Source organism: Paenibacillus auburnensis (assembly GCF_927798115.1).
Classification (GTDB): Bacteria; Bacillota; Bacilli; order Paenibacillales; family Paenibacillaceae; genus Paenibacillus_AQ; species Paenibacillus_AQ auburnensis.
Genome location: NZ_CAKMMG010000014.1, coordinates 1 through 19,433, shown reverse-complemented (window position 1 = coordinate 19,433; position 19,433 = coordinate 1). Strand labels below are relative to the sequence as shown.

Here is a 19,433-nt window from a genome sequence, read left to right as displayed (position 1 = left end):
ACTCATCCCACCTCTTTCCGTTTAGGTTCAAGATTCAGTGTTTTCTCTAAATTCAATAGATGGATAAACTGTTGGTTGTCCTTATAAATAGCTTCAAGCAGTTCTGAATTCTGCAGCAATTGCTCAGGAGCCGGTTCCAAATGGGCCCGGGAGAGAAGGCATACCTTTGAAACTTTATCCACCAGCACTCCAATCTCATGGCCAGACACTTCACAGATTAGAATCCTGGAGCTGGAAGAGAGCCCATGATCCCCCATCCCTAATCTGGACTGCAGATCATATACCGGAAATAATAATCCTCTCAAATTAATCATACCGAGGACATAGACGGAAGCTGAAGCCAGCAAATGAATCTCCGGAACAGGTACAATTTCTTTCATTTTCCGGATCGGGACGGCAAAATCCATGCCTGACAGGCTAAAGGTTATATACTTTTCGCTTTGTGAATCTGCGGTTTCGCCTTCACTTGCGGCAGGCAGCCGGGCTTCATAATGCGAGCCGGCTTCACGGATGATGTAGCGCACATCCAGTATGTGTGCAACGTGGCCATCACCGAGAATCGTTGCTCCGGCAAGATAGGGAACATTGCCGATGTAGCTTCCTAACGACTTAATTACAATCTCCTGATTGCCGATCGTTTGGTCAACGACCAGACAGACCCGTTTATCCGCCAAACCGATGATGACGACATACAATGGTTCCTTATCCGGATCTCCCTCAGTCTGCACCTGCAGCTTACGGTGCAGACGGACCAGCGGAAGCACCTGATTGCGGAATTTGCATACTTCTCTCCCTTGTACCGTAAGAATATCTTCATTTCTCAGCCTGAATATTTCAATTACATTCACTAAGGGAACTGCAAAGGTGCTTGTTCCCAGTTTAACGAGCAAGGAGCGGATGATCGCCAGTGTCAAGGGTACCTTGATTGTAAAGACGGTTCCTTCATTAGGTGTCGTTTCGATATCGATAACACCATTTAATTTCTCAATGTGTGATTTTACGATATCCATCCCCACGCCGCGGCCGGACAAATCCGTAACCTTCTGTGCCGTGGATATACCCGAACGGAAAATTAGCAGCACCAGTTCCTTTTCGGTCATTTGGGCAAGCTCATCAGCGGTCACATACCCCTTGCGAAGAGCCATTTCCTTAACCTTCTCCACATCGATTCCCCGGCCGTCATCAGCAATCGTTATCACAATCATATTTCCCTGATGGCTGGCCCGGAGCACAATGGTTCCTTTGCGCGGCTTGCCCATAGCCGCACGTTCCTCAGGCAGTTCTAACCCGTGATCGGCAGAATTACGGAGAATATGAATCAGCGGATCACTGATTTCCTCGATTAAGGTGCGGTCAAGCTCCGTTTCCTTGCCCTCAATCCGGAGCTCAATTTCTTTATTTGATTTTTGCGCCAGGTCACGCATCATCCGCGGAAAGCGGCCAAATAAATGCTCAATCGGCAGCATCCGGGTTTTCATCATACCTTCCTGGAGATCCGATACAACAGTATTCAAATGGCCCGCGATATCATTTAGGTCATTAATATCGCTATGATTTTTGAACTGCTCGCTTAATCTGGCACGGATGCTGTGGAGTCTGGTATTATCAATAATCAGTTCTCCGACCAAATTCAGCAATTCCTCCAGCCGCTCCACATCAACGCGGACCGTCTGGGGCACCTGCACTTTGCTCTCCGGCAATACCGTTATTTCTTTTGCTTTAGCTGGTTCTCTAAGTTCTCTAATACTGCCTTTGTTTTTTTCGATTCCGGGAACCTCTTTCCCTTCTAAAAAGGTATCCAGATTCAAATTTGTAATATACTCAATGTGGATAGAGTCAAGCTGGGAGATCTGTTTCAGACTCTGAATAATGTCCTGCTGTCCTTGTCTGGTTATCAGAATGTACACAACCGTGCCCGAAAATAAATCATCCTGTTCTATGAGTTCCAGTTCCGGGTAGCAGGCAGCAATCTCTCCATGCTCAGTCAGATTAATTTCAACAAGCTTGGCGCGGACATATTTCATCGACTCTTCTTCAGCCATATGGATATGGATGGCCATGACTTCATATCCGTCAGCCAAGGCCGTTTCTATCTTTTCCTTCTGGATACTGTTGAAAAGGATGTGCAGAGCTGGTGCCTGTGGTTTAACTTCCTGTTCAACCGGGGAGGAAACAGCCGAATTCTTGATGGCTTCCAGCCGGCTCATCAGAGCAGAAATATCCTCCTCCTCCATCACTCCGGCCAAGATAGAGCACCGGAGCTGCTTAATGAAATCGATGCATTCAAACAGAATGTTCAATAATTCGTTAGCCACTGACAGCTGCCCGCCGCGGATCAGCTCAAATACGCTTTCCATTTGATGCGTCAGCCTATTGAGCTGCTTAAAGCCCATTACCGCCGAAGATCCCTTTAAGGTATGTGCCGCCCGGAATATTTTCTGTATCGTTTCCAGGTGGCTACCCGAATTTTCCAGTATTAGCAGGGATTCGTCCAAGCACTGCAGCTGTTCATCCATTTCGTCCAGAAAAACACCCAGATATTCGGAATTATAAAAGTCATTCATCCTTTATCGCACCCCTCATAACTTTCCCCATCACCGAACAGCCGCTGGATGTTCAGAATACTGATCATCCCGTCAGTAACTTGTCCGATCCCCTCTATATATTTGCCTCCTACGGTGTCATGATCCTCGAGTGGAGGCTCAATCTCCTCAAAAGAAGTCACCTTCTCCACCGCATCTACGATAACCCCCATAGCTTCCTGCCGGTATCGCACCACTACGATGCGTGATTGGGCATCTGCCGGCGTATCCGAAATGCCAAATCTCCTGCACATGCTGATCACAGGCACAATTCTGCCGCGCAAATTAATGACGCCCCGGATAAACGGTTTACTGTTTGGCACTGCCGTAATATGCTGCATTTTAATAATTTCTTCGATATCCCGGATGTTTATAGCATGCCGTTCACTCCCCAAGCGGGACACGATATATTGTTCAGAGCCTCCTGCGGGCATATGACTCCCTCCTATAACTTAAAAGCTGAGACAGAGATGTTCAACTCATCGGCCAGCTTGGCCAGCATTTGTGAGGAGGCCGCCGTTTCCTGGGCTGCAGCTGCGGATTCCTCGCTTCCTGCGGCTATGGCTTCAATAGAGAAGAGTACTTCACTCGTTTGAGCCGCCTGTTCCTCACAGGCTGCAGCGATACTGGTGATCTGCTGTGTGGTTTCATTTACGCGGGAGACGATTCCATTAATCAGCCCTTCCGTCCGGTCTGACAGTGCGCTTACCTCACCAACAGCTTGTACACTCAGTACTGTATTCTTCTGCATTCCCCGGATAATATGGGCAATTTGCTTCGTAGCTTCGCTGCTGCGTTCTGCCAGCTTGCGTACTTCATCAGCAACAACGGCAAAGCCTCTGCCCTGCTCTCCTGCACGCGCCGCTTCAATCGCCGCATTTAAGGCAAGTAGATTCGTTTGTTCCGCAATTTCATTAATGACCTCAATAATTTCTCCGATTTTTTGAGAGTCCTGCTCAAGCAGCTCCATTTTTTGAGATAAGTCATTCATGCCCTGACTGGATTCCCTTACGGCGTTGCTGCCTTCTTCTGCACCCTGGCGTGTTTGAATGGACAGCTCCGAGACCACCTCGGCATTTTTAGCAACCTCATCAATTCCTCTGACCAGATCCTGGATCAGCTGATTCATATTTTGTGCCGCCTGGGCTTGGGACTGGCTTCCGTCAGCAATCTGTTCCGTAGTCGCCGAGATTTCCTCGGAGGAAGCGGCAACATTCTGAGCGGATTCGGCAGCCGAACCAATTAATTTTCTTAAGCTCTCTGTCATATCATTTACAGCCGTGGCCAATCTGCCGAATTCATCCCGGTTTTTGATGGATACCTGCTCTCTCAGATCACCACCGGCCATCTTAGTCACTAAGGTGAGGATCTTGGATACAGGACCGACAATTCCCTGTGAGATAATGAAGGCCAGTGCAATCGCAATTACTGTAGCAATGAACGCAAAGATGACGATCGTCATTCTGCCGGACAGATAGCTGTCTACAGTTGTATCGATATTAGCATTTGCATCTTTAACCAGGCCTTCAACCGCAAGATCTGCCGTGTCCAGCGCCTTTTGCAGATTAGGAAGCGAATCCAGTAACATTTGATAACCTTTGATATTATCATTGGCCATTCCGGCTACAATTACATCCGGTACAACAGCGTTATAGCTCTCTATGCTTTGCTTAATTGTCTCCAGCGATGATCTTTGCTCATCATTCAGCTCGAGTTTGGTGTATGCATTGATATTCGCAGTGAGTTTATCCTGGTCTTGTTTGATAGCAGACTGAATTTTACTGAATTCCGAAGTGCGTGTTTCCAGAATAATCTTCATTAAATCGCCCCGCAGCTTATACAGATCAGTGCGGATATTCTCCATATTGACTAATCCCGGGAAATTGTAATCACGCATTTCCTCAGAATCACTGTTCATCTGTCCCATTTTCATAATTGATAATCCACTAATAAACAGAAGCAAAGCAACAACAACCAGAAAACTGCCCAATAATTTAAAACGGATATTTAATTTCATACCTTACACTCCCCTAAAGTTCTGTCTTTGTTTCCTTTGTTTGCGTTTCCAAATAGTAACCTCATACACAGATACTCTTCTGATGGCGGATTTAAAATCTACATAATGGAGTTCTCCTTTGGTGTCCATTGCTTGAAGTATGAGTTTGTGAAATATTTCTCTTAAATTATCGTATCTTTAGGCCCTTGTGCCTATCCCCGCTGATTCCCGTTTATTACCAAGGAACTCCTATAGCTACTATAGGAACTGATTCCTATATTCAAACAAAAAGCGATAATTCTGCAGGAGCAGGATTATCGCTTTTTGTTTGGTTCTGGTAATGGGCTTTGGTACATTTGAGAGATGGCTTGAACGCGGCCGCTGACTCCCAGCTTCTCATAGATTTTTGTAATATGGTTTTTAACCGTATGCACACTGATAAACAGCTTTTCGGCAATATCCTTATTGTTTAATCCTTGCATAATATGCGTCAAAATCTCTTCCTCCCTGGCCGTTAGACGCCCCTTGGCTTCCGGCTGGGGCTCCATTGTTTCCATTGACAACGAGTGGAGAAAATGATCAGCGGGCAGCAATAAAGACTCTTGCAGGGAAACCGGGAGAGTTGCCTTCCAATCCTTTTCCCCTTTCTCCAAGTACAAGCTCATGATAAGCAGGACCTTCCCCAAAAACGCATAAGGCTCTAGTCCCGGTGTCCCCTCTTCGCTCCGCCCTGCCTTGCAGGCCTGAAATTGACGTAATACAAGCACAACGGGGCTGTCACCGAAATATTTGGATAATAGCTCCGGATTATATTCCGTGAGCAGACTTGCTTTGCCTATAAGTTCGATTTCATCGTTTGGACGATTCAGTTCCTGGAGGAATCCAATGGTTAGTTCCCTGGCTCTGACCCCTCTATGGTGGGCTTCAGGATTCCAGATTAGCAGGTTGTCATGAAGCAGGCTGATAATATCCGCGTTACTGAAGGAGACGTTTGTTGTCTCCAATTGCAGTTTAGTTACCACCAGGACATTGATTGCGTTTAGAAAAGGTGTACACTCCTCCTGCTGCAGACCATTATTAAAATGTACAGCCATCACACCCAAAAGTCTCTGCTCGTAAGCTATAGGGAATTCAACGAGGCCCCTTCCCTCCCACTGCCGCTGTATGGGCCTGCGGAACATGATCACTCCGGGCTTATCTTCTCTGAAATAAGCGGCCTCCACATCGGCGGCGTATGCTGAATAGTCTTCTGTATGATCATTAAAAGGCGTATATATTTTCATGCCTCCACCATCCTGCGGATCGAGCAGCAGGCACAGAAAAGCACTGTCAATGTGCTGCTGTATGGACTTGATCAACATTTGCAGAAAGATCTCTTTTTCCTTAATGACTACAGCAGCCTGAGCCAGCTCATGAAAAGTCTGAATCCGTATCCGCCGCCGTTCACTAGAGGTTTCCTTATTCAGGGCGTACAGCGCCGAGGAGATCTGAGTAGCTACCAGCATTCCCATATCCGCAAGTTCTTCCGAGATCTCCGGTATGGAAGTACTCCCGCCAAAAAGCACTCCGAAAAATTGATTCTGATGCTTGATGGGGTAGCAGATCACCACTTTGGGTTGTATCCCCCTGCCTGTGAAGAAAGAGGCTCTGGGATCCCGGTCTGCCTTTTCCCAATACCCCATTTGCTTGGAAAGCCCCACCTGACCCAGGTAGCCTTCCCCCGGATAAAAAGAGGCCCCCAGTAAAGCATGGTCTGCGTTCAAACCCACCGTTTCCGTCACACGAAATGGTTCCCCGTCCAGATCATTAGTGGCATATCCCGTAAATTCCAGCCCCATCACACGGTTAAAAATAGCTAAAACACCCTGAAGCCAGGTAGGACTATCAGCATCCATGAGATGAATCAGATTCATTAATTGCAGTTTATACGCATAATTATTCTCTTCCTTTTCCTGGTCCAGAAGAATCCCCATAATCTCTGCCAGTTCCTCCAGCTGATTAAGGATGAGTCTTATGCGTTCCATAGTATAGACTCGCGCACCATGAAGAGAGCGCTTCCATGCCTCGTGTTCCTCCAGCGGTTTGGATTGATAGACGATCCCCTCCACCAGTTCTTTAGTGTTTTCCTCTACCAAGACACCCGCAAGAATAAAATACGGCATATATTGTTTGGTTATTATAGGCGCAATCAAGAGTTTGAAGCCTGAAGAGGTCTCATAAACAATCGGTTTTTGTATATCCTTAACTTTCGTTAAAATATTGGGAATCGCCTTCTCTAAGCTTTTGCCTTGAAACTTTAACAAAAGACCAAGTCCTTCAGACAATCCTGAAGGCTCCGTTAAGCGTTCATCCTCTTGATTCGTTACTACCATAGTCAATCCACATAAAGAAGAGTATGCATTCTGTAAAGACTGCAAATGTACAGCCGCTTTTTTCTTCATTCCCTCAACCACTCTCCCAAGCTTATAAATTCGCCATAATAAGACAAAATCCCTCCTTTTCTGCGCTGTTTTATGACAAATATAGATTAAAATCCATTAATTCCTAATGCGTATACATAATCATGCAATAACCAGATCTGTCCATAGAGAACCAACCGATGTCCTAATTCTGCAGCCCTTACGCTTGGCCATCGGCAATTCCAGGCCAGTTTCCCTTTTGTCCGCTTTTTTTGCTAAAATAGAAGAGTCGGCGCATGCTTCGGCTTGAAAGCGCCAGTCACTGAAACGGAGGCATTACCTGTGGATTATATTATTCTGGACATCGAATTCAACGGCCGCAAATTTGCCAGCGAGCATCCTATGGAGGTCATTGAGATTGGAGCCGTCCGGTTAGACGCTTCATTGCAGTTTAAGGATGAGTTCTCCGCCTTAATCAAACCTATATATTTCTCTACCCTGAATTCGTTTATTAAGAAAAAAACCGGCATTCCCCAAGAGGATATCGATGTCGCTGACCGGTTCCCTAAAGTCATTACTGCATTCCGGGCCTGGCTCGATCAAAGCCCTGACGGCGTGCTGCTCCTGACCTGGGGCGGCGAGGACATGAAGCGGATCATCCAGGACATCCGGATGCACAAAATGGACGACGCCTACTGGATGGAGGCTACCTATTTTGATCTCCTAAAAGGGGTGCTCCGGGCACGCGGGCTCAGCAATGACATCAGCGTTGAAGGTGCGATGGCGCTGTTTGGGCTTGAGCCCTCCGGCTCTGCCCACCGGGCGCTAGACGATGCCAAGATGACTGCGGAGATTTTTCGTGCAGTCTTCCCGGAGCTGGACTTTGAGCGGTCCCAGCACTATGTGGATACCTTCTCCAATGCCAGAGAGCGAAAAACGGTCAAAATTGCGATCAAAGCCATGACCTCGCAAAAAATCGTTCCCACCTGGGAGCTGGTAGCCGAGCACTACTTCCCGGGCGAAGATGCTTTGGCCGATCCCCGCAAAGCGGCGGAGCTGCAGGCCTATTTTGCAGCACAGCTAGGCAAGAAATAATCTTCAACTTTAGACGGTATGAATGGCGGCAGTTTTCCAGTTGGGGTATCCCGGCGGAGACTGCCGCTTTTTTGTGCCTTTTGCCTATCTGATAATAAAGATGGTTACAATAAAAATAGCGTTTGACATTGCCGTTACGTGAAGGTGTAGAGTGGTTTTGTAAGCAGCAGCTTACCGGCGGGATGCGCAGTCATGCAGAGGAATCTGACGCTGAAAATCTGTTACAGGAGGCAGTCATTATGGAATATACCGTGCAGAAGCTAGGGCAACTTGCGGGAATCAGCACACGGACGTTGCGTTATTACGATGAGTTCGGGCTTCTGAGACCTGCAAGAATTAACTCCTCGGGATACCGTATTTACGGCCAGGCTGAAGTAGATCTGCTGCAGCAGATTCTATTTTACCGTGAGCTCGGCCTAACCCTGGAGGCAATTAAGGAAATCGTAACCTCACCGTCCTTTGACGGTGCACAGGCTCTGCGGGAACACCATGAAAAGCTGCTTCAGCGGAGGAATCAGCTGGATGAGCTGATTGCGAACGTCGAGCAGACACTGGCCCAATCAGAAGGGAGAATAACCATGAGTAATGAAGAGAAATTCGCAGGCTTTAAGCAGAAGCTAATCGATGATAACGAGCAGAAATACGGACAAGAGGTCCGGGAGAAATACGGCGAGGAAGCCGTAGAGAAGTCGAACCGCAAGCTGAGCAATATGACGGAAGAGCAATACACTGCCCTTCAACAGCTCGAAGCAGACATGTTCGCGTCACTGGAGCAGGCGATGGAGGAAGGTGATTCTGCCAGCGAGCTGGCGCAAAAAGCCGCTGACCTGCACCGCCAGTGGCTCAGCTTCTACTGGGACACTTACACGAAAGAAGCCCATGCCGGAGTAGCGCAGATGTACGTGGATGATGAGCGGTTTACCGCTTACTACGACAAGGTCCGTCCCGGTATGGCCAAGTTCCTAAGGGATGCCGTTCATGTGTATACCGGGCCTTCGCAAGAGTAAACCAGATTTCAGTTCAAGGTTCACCTGCCCTTATTATAGGGCGTTCTTTGACCATGAAGCGACAGCGACAGCGGCAGCAGATACTCGCTGCCGCTCTTTTGTATCTAAGCTTCCACCTCTTCCTCCATTTCTTTGTAGTATTGAATCTTGCCCTCAATCTTCCCGAGATTATCGCTAAGCTTCTGCATCTGCTGCTGGACCCTGCTCTGATGGGCTTCCAGCATCAATCGTCTCTCATGGACAGTGGAGGGACCCTGGCTGCGCAGATCGGAATAACGCTTCATTTCCCGGATTGGGATATCCAGCTCCCTCAGAATGACCAGAAACTGTACCCAAGACACATCGGCCTCGGAATAGGCACGGTAGCCCTGTTCATTCCTGGACACGCCCTCCAGCATACCAACTTTCTCGTAATACCGCAGCGTATGCGCTGATAGTCCCGTCAAGCGGGACATTTCCTGAATCGTAAGTAAGTTGTTCATGCTGAAATCATACCACAGCAAATGAACAGTTGCATTAGAGCGCGCTCTAAGCTGTACTCTGTGTGTAGAGCATATAATTTCTATATAAACGGAGGTTTACTTATGACTACAGAACGATATAACCGCGGTTGGGAAAAGCTGATGGAGGTGGACGGTACCGGAGGAGCCAAAGTGATTGAATCGCTGAAAGATATCTCTCCCGATTTGGGGCAATTTGTCATCGAGTTTGCTTTTGGCGATATTTATACCCGAGATGGGCTGGATTTGCGGCAGCGCCAGCTTATCACCATCTCCTCACTCACCACTCTGGGCGGCTGTGAACCACAGCTTAACGTTCACATCAATGCCGCGCTTAATGTAGGACTCTCTCCAAAACAAATAGTGGAAGCCATCCTGCATTGCGCACCTTACGCCGGATTTCCCCGTGTACTGAATGCAACCTTTGTGGCTAAGGACGTATTTAAGTCACGTGGAATAACGGTACAGGATCAGCAAAAAGACAGCTCCGACTGATGGAGCTGTCTGTATTCTCCCGATTCCTTCAAGACCCAAGGCTCATAGGCTGCGGTGCAGCAGCTCCAGCACTCTGCGCAGCTCGGTTACCGCCACCTGGCCTGGGGCCGAGGGCTTGTGTGCTGCACCAAAGGTCAGCGCCGAGCCGAAGATTTCCCCGGTCAGGCGGCTTATTACCCCTTCTCCGGCCATGGACATCGTAATGATTGGACGGTCCGCATATTGCTCCTGCATCTTATTCGTTGCTGCCAGCAGTGTCAGCACATCCCCCGGACTGTCCGGCATAACGGCAATCTTCGGCAGATCGCCTCCAAGCTCCTGTGCCCTGCACAGCCGGGAGACAATCTCCTCTTCGGACGGTGTTCCCTCAAAATCATGATTGGACAGGATTACGAACACCCCGCAGGCATGGGCAGCCGCAATTAAATCACGTACGACATTCTCCTCGTTGAACAGTTCCACATCGATAATATCGACCCAGCCGCTCTCAGCGGCGGCCTTATTGAGCTGAATATAATATTCGGTGGAGATCTCCTTCTCCCCGCCTTCCTTGGCGCTACGGAACGTGAAGATCAGCGGAATGTCCGGCAGAATGGACTGAATCCGCTCCAGCGCTTCCATAACTGCTGCGATATCCTCCACTCCGGCCAAAAAATCGCTCCGCCACTCCACTACATCCGGTTCGAGAGCTTTCAGCGCCTCAGCCTCTTTTTCCAGTTCAGCCAATGTTCCACTAACCAGCGGTACACATATTTTAGGCATTCCTTCACCCAGCGTTACATTTTTAACCGTTACAGTACCGCTCATTATGTTCAGCTCCTTATGTATCTTAATTTGCTTATAATATACCTTAGGCTCCGGCCGATTCCTTGAGGAACTGTTCAACCTCCGCCAGCTGCGGCAGTGATGGAATCGCCCCGTGCTTGCCTACCGCCAGCGCACCGACACTATTAGCGAAACGGACAGCTTCCGCAAGCGTCTTTCCGGAGGTCAGCTGATAGGCCAGCGCACCGTTAAAAGAATCCCCGGCAGCAACCGTATCCACGGCTTGTACCGGGAATCCCGGGATGTGCAAGCTACCGGCATCATTCACAATCAGCGCCCCCTTGGCACCGAGCGTAACGATAACATTCTCTACGCCTTTTTGCAGGAGAACCCGCGCCGCCTGCCCGGCATCCGCGATGCTGTTCACAGCCATTCCCGCCAGGATACCCGCCTCCGTTTCATTGGGAGTCAGATAGGCCACATGCTGTAACAATTCATCGTTAAGGGCGCGGGCCGGGGCCGGGTTGAGAATCACCGGAATCCCATTGCTATACGCGATAGACGCAGCTTGTTCACACATCGGAAGATCCGTTTCCAGCTGCATGACCACCATTTCCGCTTGGCTGATAACCGGTGCCAGTGCTGCGATATCCTCACGTCCCATTTCAAGATTCGCCCCAGGCACAACGATAATCCGGTTCTCCCCTTCTTCATCCACTACGATGGAAGCTACACCTGTAGCCTGGGTTTCACTCTGCCCGATATACTCCGTATGGACCCCCTCCTGCCGCATGACCTCAAGCAGCTCACGGCCAAATCCATCCTTGCCCACTCTGCCGATCATCGTCACCTCTGCGCCAAGACGTGCTGCGGCTACAGCCTGATTAGCCCCTTTTCCGCCTGGGGATAAGGCAAAGGCCTGTCCAAACAGGGTCTCTCCGGCCTCAGGAGCCCGGCTTGTACGCACGACCATATCCATATTCAGGCTGCCAATTATCACGATTCCCAATCTTTTCACCATCCTAAACTTGTTACTCTCTATCTTACTCGGATTTCCCCGGATTAATCAAACGATGACGTGATCTATTTCTGTCCTTATACGCAAAAAGACACGACAGTATCTGCCGTGCCTTAGCGAATATTGAAGTATACTACTCTTCGTAGATAACTACAGATTGGGATACCGGCTCCCATTTGACAGTAGCCTTCAAGGCTTCACTGACAAAGCGGGCAGGCACCACGGTATTGCCCTTAACGATGGCCGGCGTCACCTGGAGAATGATTTCCTGACCGTTAACATATGCAGTCTTCTTATCGATAAACAGCTTCACGGTAGTCCCTTCCCGGGTCATGGTAACCGAACGATCCTTCGCGTTCCAGACCACCTCAGCCTGGAGGGCCTCCGCAATAGCCTTGAACGGTACTAATGTAGTTCCGGCTTTAAGAATTGGAGCAACTGCTGAGGTAGACTCTTCGCCGTTAACATACAGCTTTATCCCGTTTTGGCCGGTTTGTGCATACAGCTCGCCAAGCTTTTTGTATGAATTCAGATTCTTGACATTGGCCAGAATAGCTTCCTTCTGCACATACACTGCATCAGTTACACTTCCCCGCTCCTTCAGCATATCCGCAAGTGCCGACAGCGCAGCATCCTTATCTTGAATGGCCTCCAGCTCAGCTTTCATTTCCGGTGTCAGCTCAGTATTATATTTGGTCAACAACAGCCCCGCAATAACTGCTCCTGCCGGCTTGTCCTTCACATTTTCGATCGCATTCAGAAGCCCCTTATATCCATTGTGACCCTTGTTTTCATATGTAGCATATGTAACAGAAGTAACGCTTTCTTTAGCCTTTTCATTGCCCTTCTCTTTTTCCTTTTCTTTCGCTTTGTCGGCTGCAGGTGTTGCAGCAGGTGTCGCAGCAGGTGTCACAGCAGCTTCTTTATTGCTGTTACCGTTGCTGTTACCCTTTCCGTTACCGTTTTCAGATTTTGCCAGTGCCGCTCCCGACATCATGCTGAATGCCAAAAGACAGCTTGCAAAGATACTAAGGAATTTTTTCATGTGATCTGTTCCCCCTATGCTGTGATGTACTTCATCATATATTTCGGTTGCCGTCCCTCGCCTGATGAGCAAAAATGAATATTTAGGAGGTTTTACTCAGTCCGGAACCTGCGATACTCCCCTGGCACTAGCCAAGGATACCTACTTCATATTAGACCCCGGCTTACTTAATTTGTATGCTTTTCCAGGTCGAATTGTTTTTCAAACATCGCTATGCTTTTGTTCAGCAAATGTGCTAGAATAGGTGTGCAATCGCTTCCAGGGAAAGCTTCACCGTTTTGAGCAAACGTTTGCACCTTAGATGTAGCTTACAGCAACACCTGATTCCAATCTAATTCGTATTTAGGAGGCTTATCAAGTGAACCAGAACAAATTACCGTCTGTCGCTTATTTCAGCATGGAGTATGGCCTGCATTCCGACTTCAAAATGTATGCCGGCGGCCTGGGCATCCTTGCTGGAGATTACATCAAAGGTGCAAAGGACATCGGTGCCCCAATCATCCCTATCGGACTGAAATGGAAGCAAGGCTACACGGACCAGAAGATTGATGCGAATGGCAATCCCTATGACTCTTACCACAATTATGTCTATGATTTCCTTGAAGATACAGGGGTTAAGGTTACTGTAAAAGTCAGAAAAACCGATGTGGTCTGCAAAGTATGGAAAACCGAGCAATTCGGCAACAGCCCGCTCTACCTGCTTGATACGGATATCCCGGAGAACAGTGATGCATGGATTACCGGCCAGCTGTACGGCTGGTTTGGTGAAGAACGGATTGCACAGGAGATTGTCCTTGGCATTGGCGGGGTGAAGGCGATGCGTGCGCTGCAGATTCCGATTGATGTCTATCATTTTAATGAAGGTCATGCTGCACTGGCGGCAATCGAGCTGATCCGCGAAAAAATGTCCGGCGGCAGCACCTTTGAAGAAGCATGGAAAGCGACGCGCGAAGAAGTTGTGTTCACTACCCATACCCCGATAAAAGAAGGCAATGAGACCCATCCGCTAGACCGTCTGGAGTACATGAGTGCCTTTAACGGCTTAACCCGTGACCAAATGGAACGGATCGGCGGTGAACCGTTCAATATGACCGTTGCCGGCCTGCGCCTGTCGCGGATCTCCAATGCCGTTGCCCAGCTGCACGCCGATACCGCTAATAAAATGTGGAAAGAGGTTGCCGGCAGATCGGAAATCATCGGCATCACCAATGCCATTCATACCCCTACCTGGGTAGATGAACGAATGACCCGCGCCTTCGAGGAAGGCGGCGATCTGTGGGCTACACATACAGAGATCAAGAATGAACTGATCGGCTTTATTGAGGAGCGCTCCGGCATTGCCCTGAATCCCGACAATCTGCTGATCGGCTTCTCCCGCCGTGCCGCGCCTTACAAGCGCAGCGACCTGATTTTCTCCCAGCCGGAAGTGATCGAGCCTTACCTGAGAGACGGCAAAATCCAAATCGTCTTCTCCGGCAAAGCCCATCCCCTGGATGACAACGGCAAAAAAATCGTCAGCAACCTCGTCGCCATGATGAAAAAGTATCCGAAGAGCGTAGTTTTCCTGGAAAACTACGACATGACGATCGGTGCACAGCTGACCCGCGGATCTGACATTTGGCTCAACAATCCGCGCAGACCGCTTGAAGCAAGTGGAACCTCCGGCATGAAGGCAGCGATGAACGGGGTGCTGAACTGCTCCATCCTGGACGGCTGGTGGCCGGAAGCCTGCATTGACGGGGAGAATGGCTGGCAGATTGGCGACGGTTTTGAAACTACTGATTTTGCAGTGCTCGACAAGCATGACAGTGACGCACTATATGATACGCTTCTGAACCGGGTAGTTCCGACCTTTTATGAGAACCGGGACAAATGGGTAGAAATGATGCACAAGAGTATCGAAACTACCCGCACCGAATTCGCAAGCAAACGAATGTTGGATGAATATTACAGCAAAATGTACATCAAGGGTTAAGCCGTTATTAACGAAAATTAATATACGATCCTGATCACTCCATGATTTCTGGAGATTAATCTCATTATCAGCCTCCCCACCGCTTTTGCGGTGGGGAGGCTCTTTTATTACACAGCTCCTTCTGCCTTCTGCCTTCTGCCTTCCCAATTATCACGCCATGCCCAAACCATGCTAACTATTTTTCGCTGCCAGTAGTCCCTATCATTAAATAATCTTCTTCCGCATATTGTTAATTAAAATGATTATAAAAAAGGATTGATTTCCATCGAATCTTTGTTATTATAGAACTTATACTAATTCTAAATTCAAATCCTATACCGAGGTGATTGTATTCATGAGTCAAAGCAATAACAAACTTACAACAAGCTGGGGCGCCCCCGTAGGAGACAATCAGAATTCAATGACAGCAGGTTCCCGTGGGCCCACTTTGCTGCAGGATGTTCATCTGCTCGAGAAACTGGCCCATTTCAACAGAGAACGTGTTCCAGAGCGTGTCGTTCACGCTAAAGGGGCCGGTGCTCATGGATATTTTGAGGTTACACAGGATTTGTCCCAATATACCAAAGCGGCCTTCTTGTCTGAAGTGGGCAAGCGCACACCTATGTTTATCCGCTTTTCAACCGTAGCCGGTGAGCTGGGTTCTGCCGATACTGTCCGTGACCCGCGCGGTTTTGCTGTTAAATTTTACACTGAGGAAGGCAATTATGATCTTGTCGGCAACAATACGCCGGTCTTCTTCATCCGCGATGCGATTAAGTTCCCGGATTTCATCCATACCCAGAAACGTCATCCGCAGACACACCTGAAGAATCCAAATGCCGTCTGGGACTTCTGGTCATTATCGCCTGAGTCGCTGCACCAGGTTACGATTCTGATGTCAGACCGCGGCATTCCGGCAACGCTCCGTCATATGCATGGCTTCGGAAGCCATACCTTTAAATGGGTTAATGCTGAAGGGAAAGCTGTTTGGGTTAAATATCATTTCAAAACAGAACAGGGTGTAAGAAACCTTGATGTTAATTTGGCGGCACAGCTTGCAGGTGAGAACCCGGATTATCATACCGAGGACTTATTCAATGCCATTGATAAAGGCGATTTCCCGGCTTGGAAACTCTGTGTACAGATCATGCCGGAAGAAGATGCTGATACGTACCGGTTCGACCCGTTCGACGTAACCAAGGTCTGGTCGCAGAAAGACTATCCGCTGATTGAGGTCGGCCGCATGGTACTGGACCGTAATCCTGAGAACTATTTCGCAGAAGTTGAGCAGGCCACCTTCTCCCCTGGTTCGTTCGTGCCCGGAATTGAAGCTTCACCAGACAAAATGCTCCAGGGGCGCCTGTTCGCTTATGCCGATGCCCACCGTTACCGGGTAGGTGCCAACCACAACCAGCTGCCGATTAACCGGCCTGTCGCCGAGGTGAACAATAACCAGCGTGACGGTGCGATGAATTCGACCAGCAATGGCGGCGGGTCTGTCTACTACGAGCCTAACAGCTTTGGCGGAGCAACAGAATCTCCGCAGCATAAGCCTGCACCTTTCAAAGTTTCCGGCCAGGCAGACAGTGTGGCATACGATCACAACGATCATTATACACAAGCTGGTGATCTGTACCGCCTGCTGAGTGAAGAGGAACGTGCCCGGCTTGTGCAGAATATCGTAGGGGCCATGACACCTGTAGAATACGATGAAATCAAAATCCGCCAGATCGGCCACTTCTACAAAGCTGATCCTGAATTCGGACAGCGTGTGGCTGCTGGCCTTGGATTGCCTGTACCTGCAGCTGAATAAAAGCCTTCAATAAAAATCCCCGGGCTAGGAGCCCGGGGATTTTTCAATTTCAACCAACACTACTGATAAAGCCCCACCCACTGCTCCAATTGAAGCTGAAGCTCCGCTCTGGCCGACAGTGGTTCGAGAATCTCCGCATTTGGACCATATTGCAAAATCCATTTCATGAACTCATTGGCATTGTTAACGGTCACTTCGAACAGAAGACTGCCGTCCTGCTCGTCGCTCATCCGTGGATGGACAAAGAGCTCTTCTTCCTTAATGTAGCGCGCCACCTCAGGAGAAAAACGCACCTTGAACCTTATGTATTTATTCCCGCGGTTAATCGACCAGGTATGCTTCAAATAACTTCTAATATTAAACCCGCTTTTGTCAAAGCTGGAGTCCGTGACCTCAACCTGCTGAAACCGGCTCATGCGGAAGGTACGGATAGCTCCCTTAACATGACAGTACCCAATAAGATAAAAGCGCTGGTCGCGCGGAATTAAATAATAAGGATTAATTTCACGTTCTGTTGTGGCATTGCGTGACTGCGAGTGATATATTGTCCGAATGCTCCGTTGTTCCAGGATCGCTCCGATAATCGGCTGCAGAAAATTGCGGCTTTCTTTGCGGTAGGCAGGTTTCCCCATTTGAATAATGTCTGCAATGTTCTCCAGAATTCCATTCTGCTTATACTTTTCTTTCAGATGTGTGCCCATAACCTTGTCATAGGCTGTGTGAAAACCCGGAGGGATTTTGTCCGGATTCAGCACTGAGGGCAAAAGGGAGAATGCCAATGCCTCCTGCTCAGAAAAATCCAGCGGATATTGAAAAAACTTACCCAGGAACCTGTAGCCGGTCCCCCTGCCTTCATTCGTAACCGGAGCAAAGTGGCTGATAATATCAAGATCCCTGTAAATCGTCCGGAGGGTTACGTCACATCTGAAGGCTAGATCCGTGGCTGTGATTCCGGGATTAGACTGGATCGCGTTAATAATTTTGAAGATTCGAATTACTTTGTCTGTCATGCGGTAGGCTCCTTGGCTTCTTGTATTCAATGTGGATAATTATGTAAATATAATATATCAGCATACCGGCATTCCCGCTGTCACCAAACACACGTCTTTCCTCAGGTCTCACTAATTTCTTTCCATCCTTTTACCGGAAAACAAAAGAAAGAGCTGCGGATAATCCACAGCTCTTTCTTTGTTTATGAAGCGGGTGATGGGAATCGAACCCACGCTATTAGCTTGGAAGGCTAAAGTTCTACCATTGAACTACACCCGCAAAGATATAAAATCGGGATGACACGATTTGAACATGCGACCCCCTGGTCCCAAACCAGGTGCTCTACCAAGCTGAGCTACATCCCGTAATACGGTAATCACACTTCAAAAAATAAGTGGCGCGCCCTGAGAGATTCGAACTCCCGACCTTTTGATTCGTAGTCAAACGCTCTATCCAGCTGAGCTAAGGGCGCAAAATCTATATGGAGCGGACGACGGGAATCGAACCCGCGACCCTCGCCTTGGCAAGGCGATGCTCTACCGCTGAGCCACGTCCGCAAAAACATGGTGCGCGTGAAGGGACTTGAACCCCCACGTCGTGAAACGCCAGATCCTAAGTCTGGTGCGTCTGCCATTCCGCCACACGCGCACACTTTGTGAGAAAATGGTGAGCCATGAAGGACTCGAACCTTCGACACCCTGATTAAAAGTCAGGTGCTCTACCAACTGAGCTAATGGCTCTTATACATAATGGCTGGGGATATAGGAATCGAACCTATGAATGACGGAGTCAAAGTCCGTTGCCTTACCGCTTGGCTAATCCCCAATATTATAATTAGCAAAACCAACGGAATCGGGTGGATACTCTATACTTCGAGATATAGGATGCACAATCCCTGATACCTTAATACCATTTAAAATGGCGGAACCGACGAGATTCGAACTCGCGATCTCCTGCGTGACAGGCAGGCATGTTAGGCCAACTACACCACGGTTCCAAATTGGTTGCGGGGGCAGGATTTGAACCTGCGGCCTTCGGGTTATGAGCCCGACGAGCTACCGGGCTGCTCCACCCCGCGTCAGTAAAAAGTATATATCCCTTGGGGCCCCCGGAAAGTACCGGAATCCTCTGCGAAGCATCGCTTCACTTTTTGGGGAATATTATGGTGGAGGCTGAGGGGTTCGAACCCCCGACCCTCTGCTTGTAAGGCAGATGCTCTCCCAGCTGAGCTAAGCCTCCATGATATGACTCGTATGGGATTCGAACCCATGTTACCTCCGTGAAAGGGAGGTGTCTTAACCCCTTGACCAACGAGCCATGCTATAAAGAATAAAACAAAATCGAACGGAGAGAGAGGGATTCGAACCCTCGAGACGCTTGTGGCGCCTACACGATTTCCAATCGTGCTCCTTCGGCCAAACTCGGACACCTCTCCAGATGGCTCCCCGAACAGGACTCGAACCTGTGACAACTCGATTAACAGTCGAGTGCTCTACCAACTGAGCTATCAGGGAAAATGGTGGGCCTTAGTGGACTCGAACCACTGACCTCACCCTTATCAGAGGTGCGCTCTAACCAGCTGAGCTAAAGGCCCTTTCATATGCCTATTCAACTAATAAGGGCAAAAAAAATACCACAGAGTGTGTGGAAATTTCCGCTTGGCGGCGTCCTACTCTCCCAGGACCCTTCGGTCCAAGTACCATCGGCGCTGGAAGGCTTAACGGTCGTGTTCGGGATGGGTACGCGTGGAACCCTTCCGCTATCGCCACCAAAC

14 protein-coding genes, 14 tRNA genes and 1 rRNA gene are annotated in these 19,433 nt (G+C 48.9%); 5 read left to right on the top strand and 24 right to left on the bottom strand.

The genetic code is table 11. The features are described from left to right. Window positions 1-2: 2 nt before the first annotated feature. The 4 genes from L6H70_RS27040 to L6H70_RS27025 form a co-directional block, all read right to left on the bottom strand. On the bottom strand, window positions 3-2,564 hold the full coding sequence (locus L6H70_RS27040) for a chemotaxis protein CheW (protein ID WP_236337313.1): 2,562 nt from the start codon (window positions 2,562-2,564) through the stop codon (window positions 3-5). After that, complete coding sequence (locus L6H70_RS27035; RefSeq protein ID WP_236337312.1) at window positions 2,561-3,016, bottom strand: chemotaxis protein CheW; 456 nt, start codon at window positions 3,014-3,016, stop codon at window positions 2,561-2,563. The genes L6H70_RS27040 and L6H70_RS27035 overlap by 4 nt, the downstream gene beginning before the upstream one ends. An 11-nt stretch (window positions 3,017-3,027) precedes the next feature. After that, window positions 3,028-4,599 (bottom strand): methyl-accepting chemotaxis protein, encoded by a 1,572-nt coding sequence (locus L6H70_RS27030; RefSeq protein ID WP_236337311.1) that lies wholly within the window; start codon window positions 4,597-4,599, stop codon window positions 3,028-3,030. Window positions 4,600-4,892: 293 nt separating this feature from the next. Further along, window positions 4,893-7,019, bottom strand: coding sequence for a LuxR C-terminal-related transcriptional regulator (locus L6H70_RS27025; protein WP_236337310.1), 2,127 nt, complete (start codon window positions 7,017-7,019; stop codon window positions 4,893-4,895). A gap of 300 nt (window positions 7,020-7,319) precedes the next feature. Here L6H70_RS27025 and L6H70_RS27020 point away from each other — a divergent pair, with 300 nt between their 5' ends. Together L6H70_RS27020 and L6H70_RS27015 are read left to right on the top strand one after the other, a co-directional pair. After that, window positions 7,320-8,072, top strand: a complete 753-nt coding sequence (locus tag L6H70_RS27020; RefSeq protein WP_236337309.1) for a 3'-5' exonuclease — start codon at window positions 7,320-7,322, stop codon at window positions 8,070-8,072. Window positions 8,073-8,311: 239 nt separating this feature from the next. Further along, a complete protein-coding gene (locus tag L6H70_RS27015) occupies window positions 8,312-9,079 on the top strand; it encodes a MerR family transcriptional regulator (protein WP_236337381.1) in 768 nt (255 codons plus the stop codon). A 104-nt stretch (window positions 9,080-9,183) separates the two neighbouring features. On the opposite strand, the gene L6H70_RS27010 is transcribed toward L6H70_RS27015, so the two are convergent. Next, on the bottom strand, window positions 9,184-9,582 hold the full coding sequence (locus L6H70_RS27010; protein ID WP_236337308.1) for a MerR family transcriptional regulator: 399 nt from the start codon (window positions 9,580-9,582) through the stop codon (window positions 9,184-9,186). A gap of 81 nt (window positions 9,583-9,663) precedes the next feature. On the opposite strand from L6H70_RS27010, the gene L6H70_RS27005 reads away from it, so the two are divergent. After that, the gene (locus L6H70_RS27005; protein ID WP_054938848.1) at window positions 9,664-10,074 is read left to right on the top strand and encodes a carboxymuconolactone decarboxylase family protein; all 411 of its coding nucleotides are present in this window, start codon (window positions 9,664-9,666) and stop codon (window positions 10,072-10,074) included. 42 nt (window positions 10,075-10,116) lie between these two features. On the opposite strand, the gene aroD is transcribed toward L6H70_RS27005, so the two are convergent. The 3 genes from aroD to L6H70_RS26990 form a co-directional block, all read right to left on the bottom strand. Next, window positions 10,117-10,881 (bottom strand): type I 3-dehydroquinate dehydratase, encoded by a 765-nt coding sequence (aroD, locus tag L6H70_RS27000; RefSeq protein ID WP_236337307.1) that lies wholly within the window; start codon window positions 10,879-10,881, stop codon window positions 10,117-10,119. Between the two features lie 43 nt (window positions 10,882-10,924). Beyond that, window positions 10,925-11,860 (bottom strand): ribokinase, encoded by a 936-nt coding sequence (gene rbsK / locus L6H70_RS26995; protein WP_236337306.1) that lies wholly within the window; start codon window positions 11,858-11,860, stop codon window positions 10,925-10,927. Between the two features lie 130 nt (window positions 11,861-11,990). After that, window positions 11,991-12,902 carry a copper amine oxidase N-terminal domain-containing protein gene (locus L6H70_RS26990; RefSeq protein ID WP_236337305.1) on the bottom strand — a complete coding sequence of 304 codons (912 nt, stop codon included), beginning with the start codon at window positions 12,900-12,902 and terminating at the stop codon, window positions 11,991-11,993. A gap of 358 nt (window positions 12,903-13,260) precedes the next feature. On the opposite strand from L6H70_RS26990, the gene glgP reads away from it, so the two are divergent. Both glgP and katA read left to right on the top strand, forming a co-directional pair. Next, a complete protein-coding gene (glgP, locus tag L6H70_RS26985; protein WP_236337304.1) occupies window positions 13,261-14,877 on the top strand; it encodes an alpha-glucan family phosphorylase in 1,617 nt (538 codons plus the stop codon). A 334-nt stretch (window positions 14,878-15,211) separates the two neighbouring features. Beyond that, window positions 15,212-16,669 (top strand): catalase KatA, encoded by a 1,458-nt coding sequence (katA, locus tag L6H70_RS26980; RefSeq protein WP_236337303.1) that lies wholly within the window; start codon window positions 15,212-15,214, stop codon window positions 16,667-16,669. A gap of 59 nt (window positions 16,670-16,728) precedes the next feature. Here the strand turns inward: katA and L6H70_RS26975 are convergent, their stop codons facing one another. The 16 genes from L6H70_RS26975 to rrf form a co-directional block, all read right to left on the bottom strand. Continuing rightward, on the bottom strand, window positions 16,729-17,679 hold the full coding sequence (locus tag L6H70_RS26975; RefSeq protein WP_236337301.1) for a helix-turn-helix transcriptional regulator: 951 nt from the start codon (window positions 17,677-17,679) through the stop codon (window positions 16,729-16,731). Window positions 17,680-17,867: 188 nt separating this feature from the next. Further along, a tRNA-Gly gene (locus tag L6H70_RS26970) sits at window positions 17,868-17,938 on the bottom strand. Window positions 17,939-17,950: 12 nt separating this feature from the next. Then, window positions 17,951-18,024 (bottom strand) — tRNA-Pro (locus L6H70_RS26965). 30 nt (window positions 18,025-18,054) lie between these two features. Beyond that, window positions 18,055-18,131, bottom strand: a tRNA-Arg gene (locus L6H70_RS26960). Window positions 18,132-18,141: 10 nt separating this feature from the next. Continuing rightward, window positions 18,142-18,216 (bottom strand) — tRNA-Gly (locus L6H70_RS26955). 7 nt (window positions 18,217-18,223) lie between these two features. Then, window positions 18,224-18,307 (bottom strand) — tRNA-Leu (locus L6H70_RS26950). A gap of 16 nt (window positions 18,308-18,323) precedes the next feature. Next, window positions 18,324-18,399: transfer RNA gene (locus L6H70_RS26945), tRNA-Lys, on the bottom strand. Window positions 18,400-18,409: 10 nt separating this feature from the next. After that, window positions 18,410-18,484, bottom strand: a tRNA-Gln gene (locus L6H70_RS26940). Between the two features lie 94 nt (window positions 18,485-18,578). Then, window positions 18,579-18,656, bottom strand: a tRNA-Asp gene (locus L6H70_RS26935). Window positions 18,657-18,660: 4 nt separating this feature from the next. Further along, a tRNA-Met gene (locus tag L6H70_RS26930) sits at window positions 18,661-18,737 on the bottom strand. Window positions 18,738-18,822: 85 nt separating this feature from the next. Next, a tRNA-Val gene (locus L6H70_RS26925) sits at window positions 18,823-18,898 on the bottom strand. A gap of 6 nt (window positions 18,899-18,904) precedes the next feature. After that, window positions 18,905-18,976: transfer RNA gene (locus L6H70_RS26920), tRNA-Glu, on the bottom strand. 28 nt (window positions 18,977-19,004) lie between these two features. Next, a tRNA-Ser gene (locus tag L6H70_RS26915) sits at window positions 19,005-19,094 on the bottom strand. Between the two features lie 3 nt (window positions 19,095-19,097). Then, window positions 19,098-19,173 (bottom strand) — tRNA-Asn (locus L6H70_RS26910). 3 nt (window positions 19,174-19,176) lie between these two features. Further along, window positions 19,177-19,253, bottom strand: a tRNA-Ile gene (locus tag L6H70_RS26905). A 62-nt stretch (window positions 19,254-19,315) separates the two neighbouring features. Then, a 5S ribosomal RNA gene (rrf, locus tag L6H70_RS26900) occupies window positions 19,316-19,432 on the bottom strand. Between the last annotated feature and the right edge of the window lies 1 nt (window position 19,433).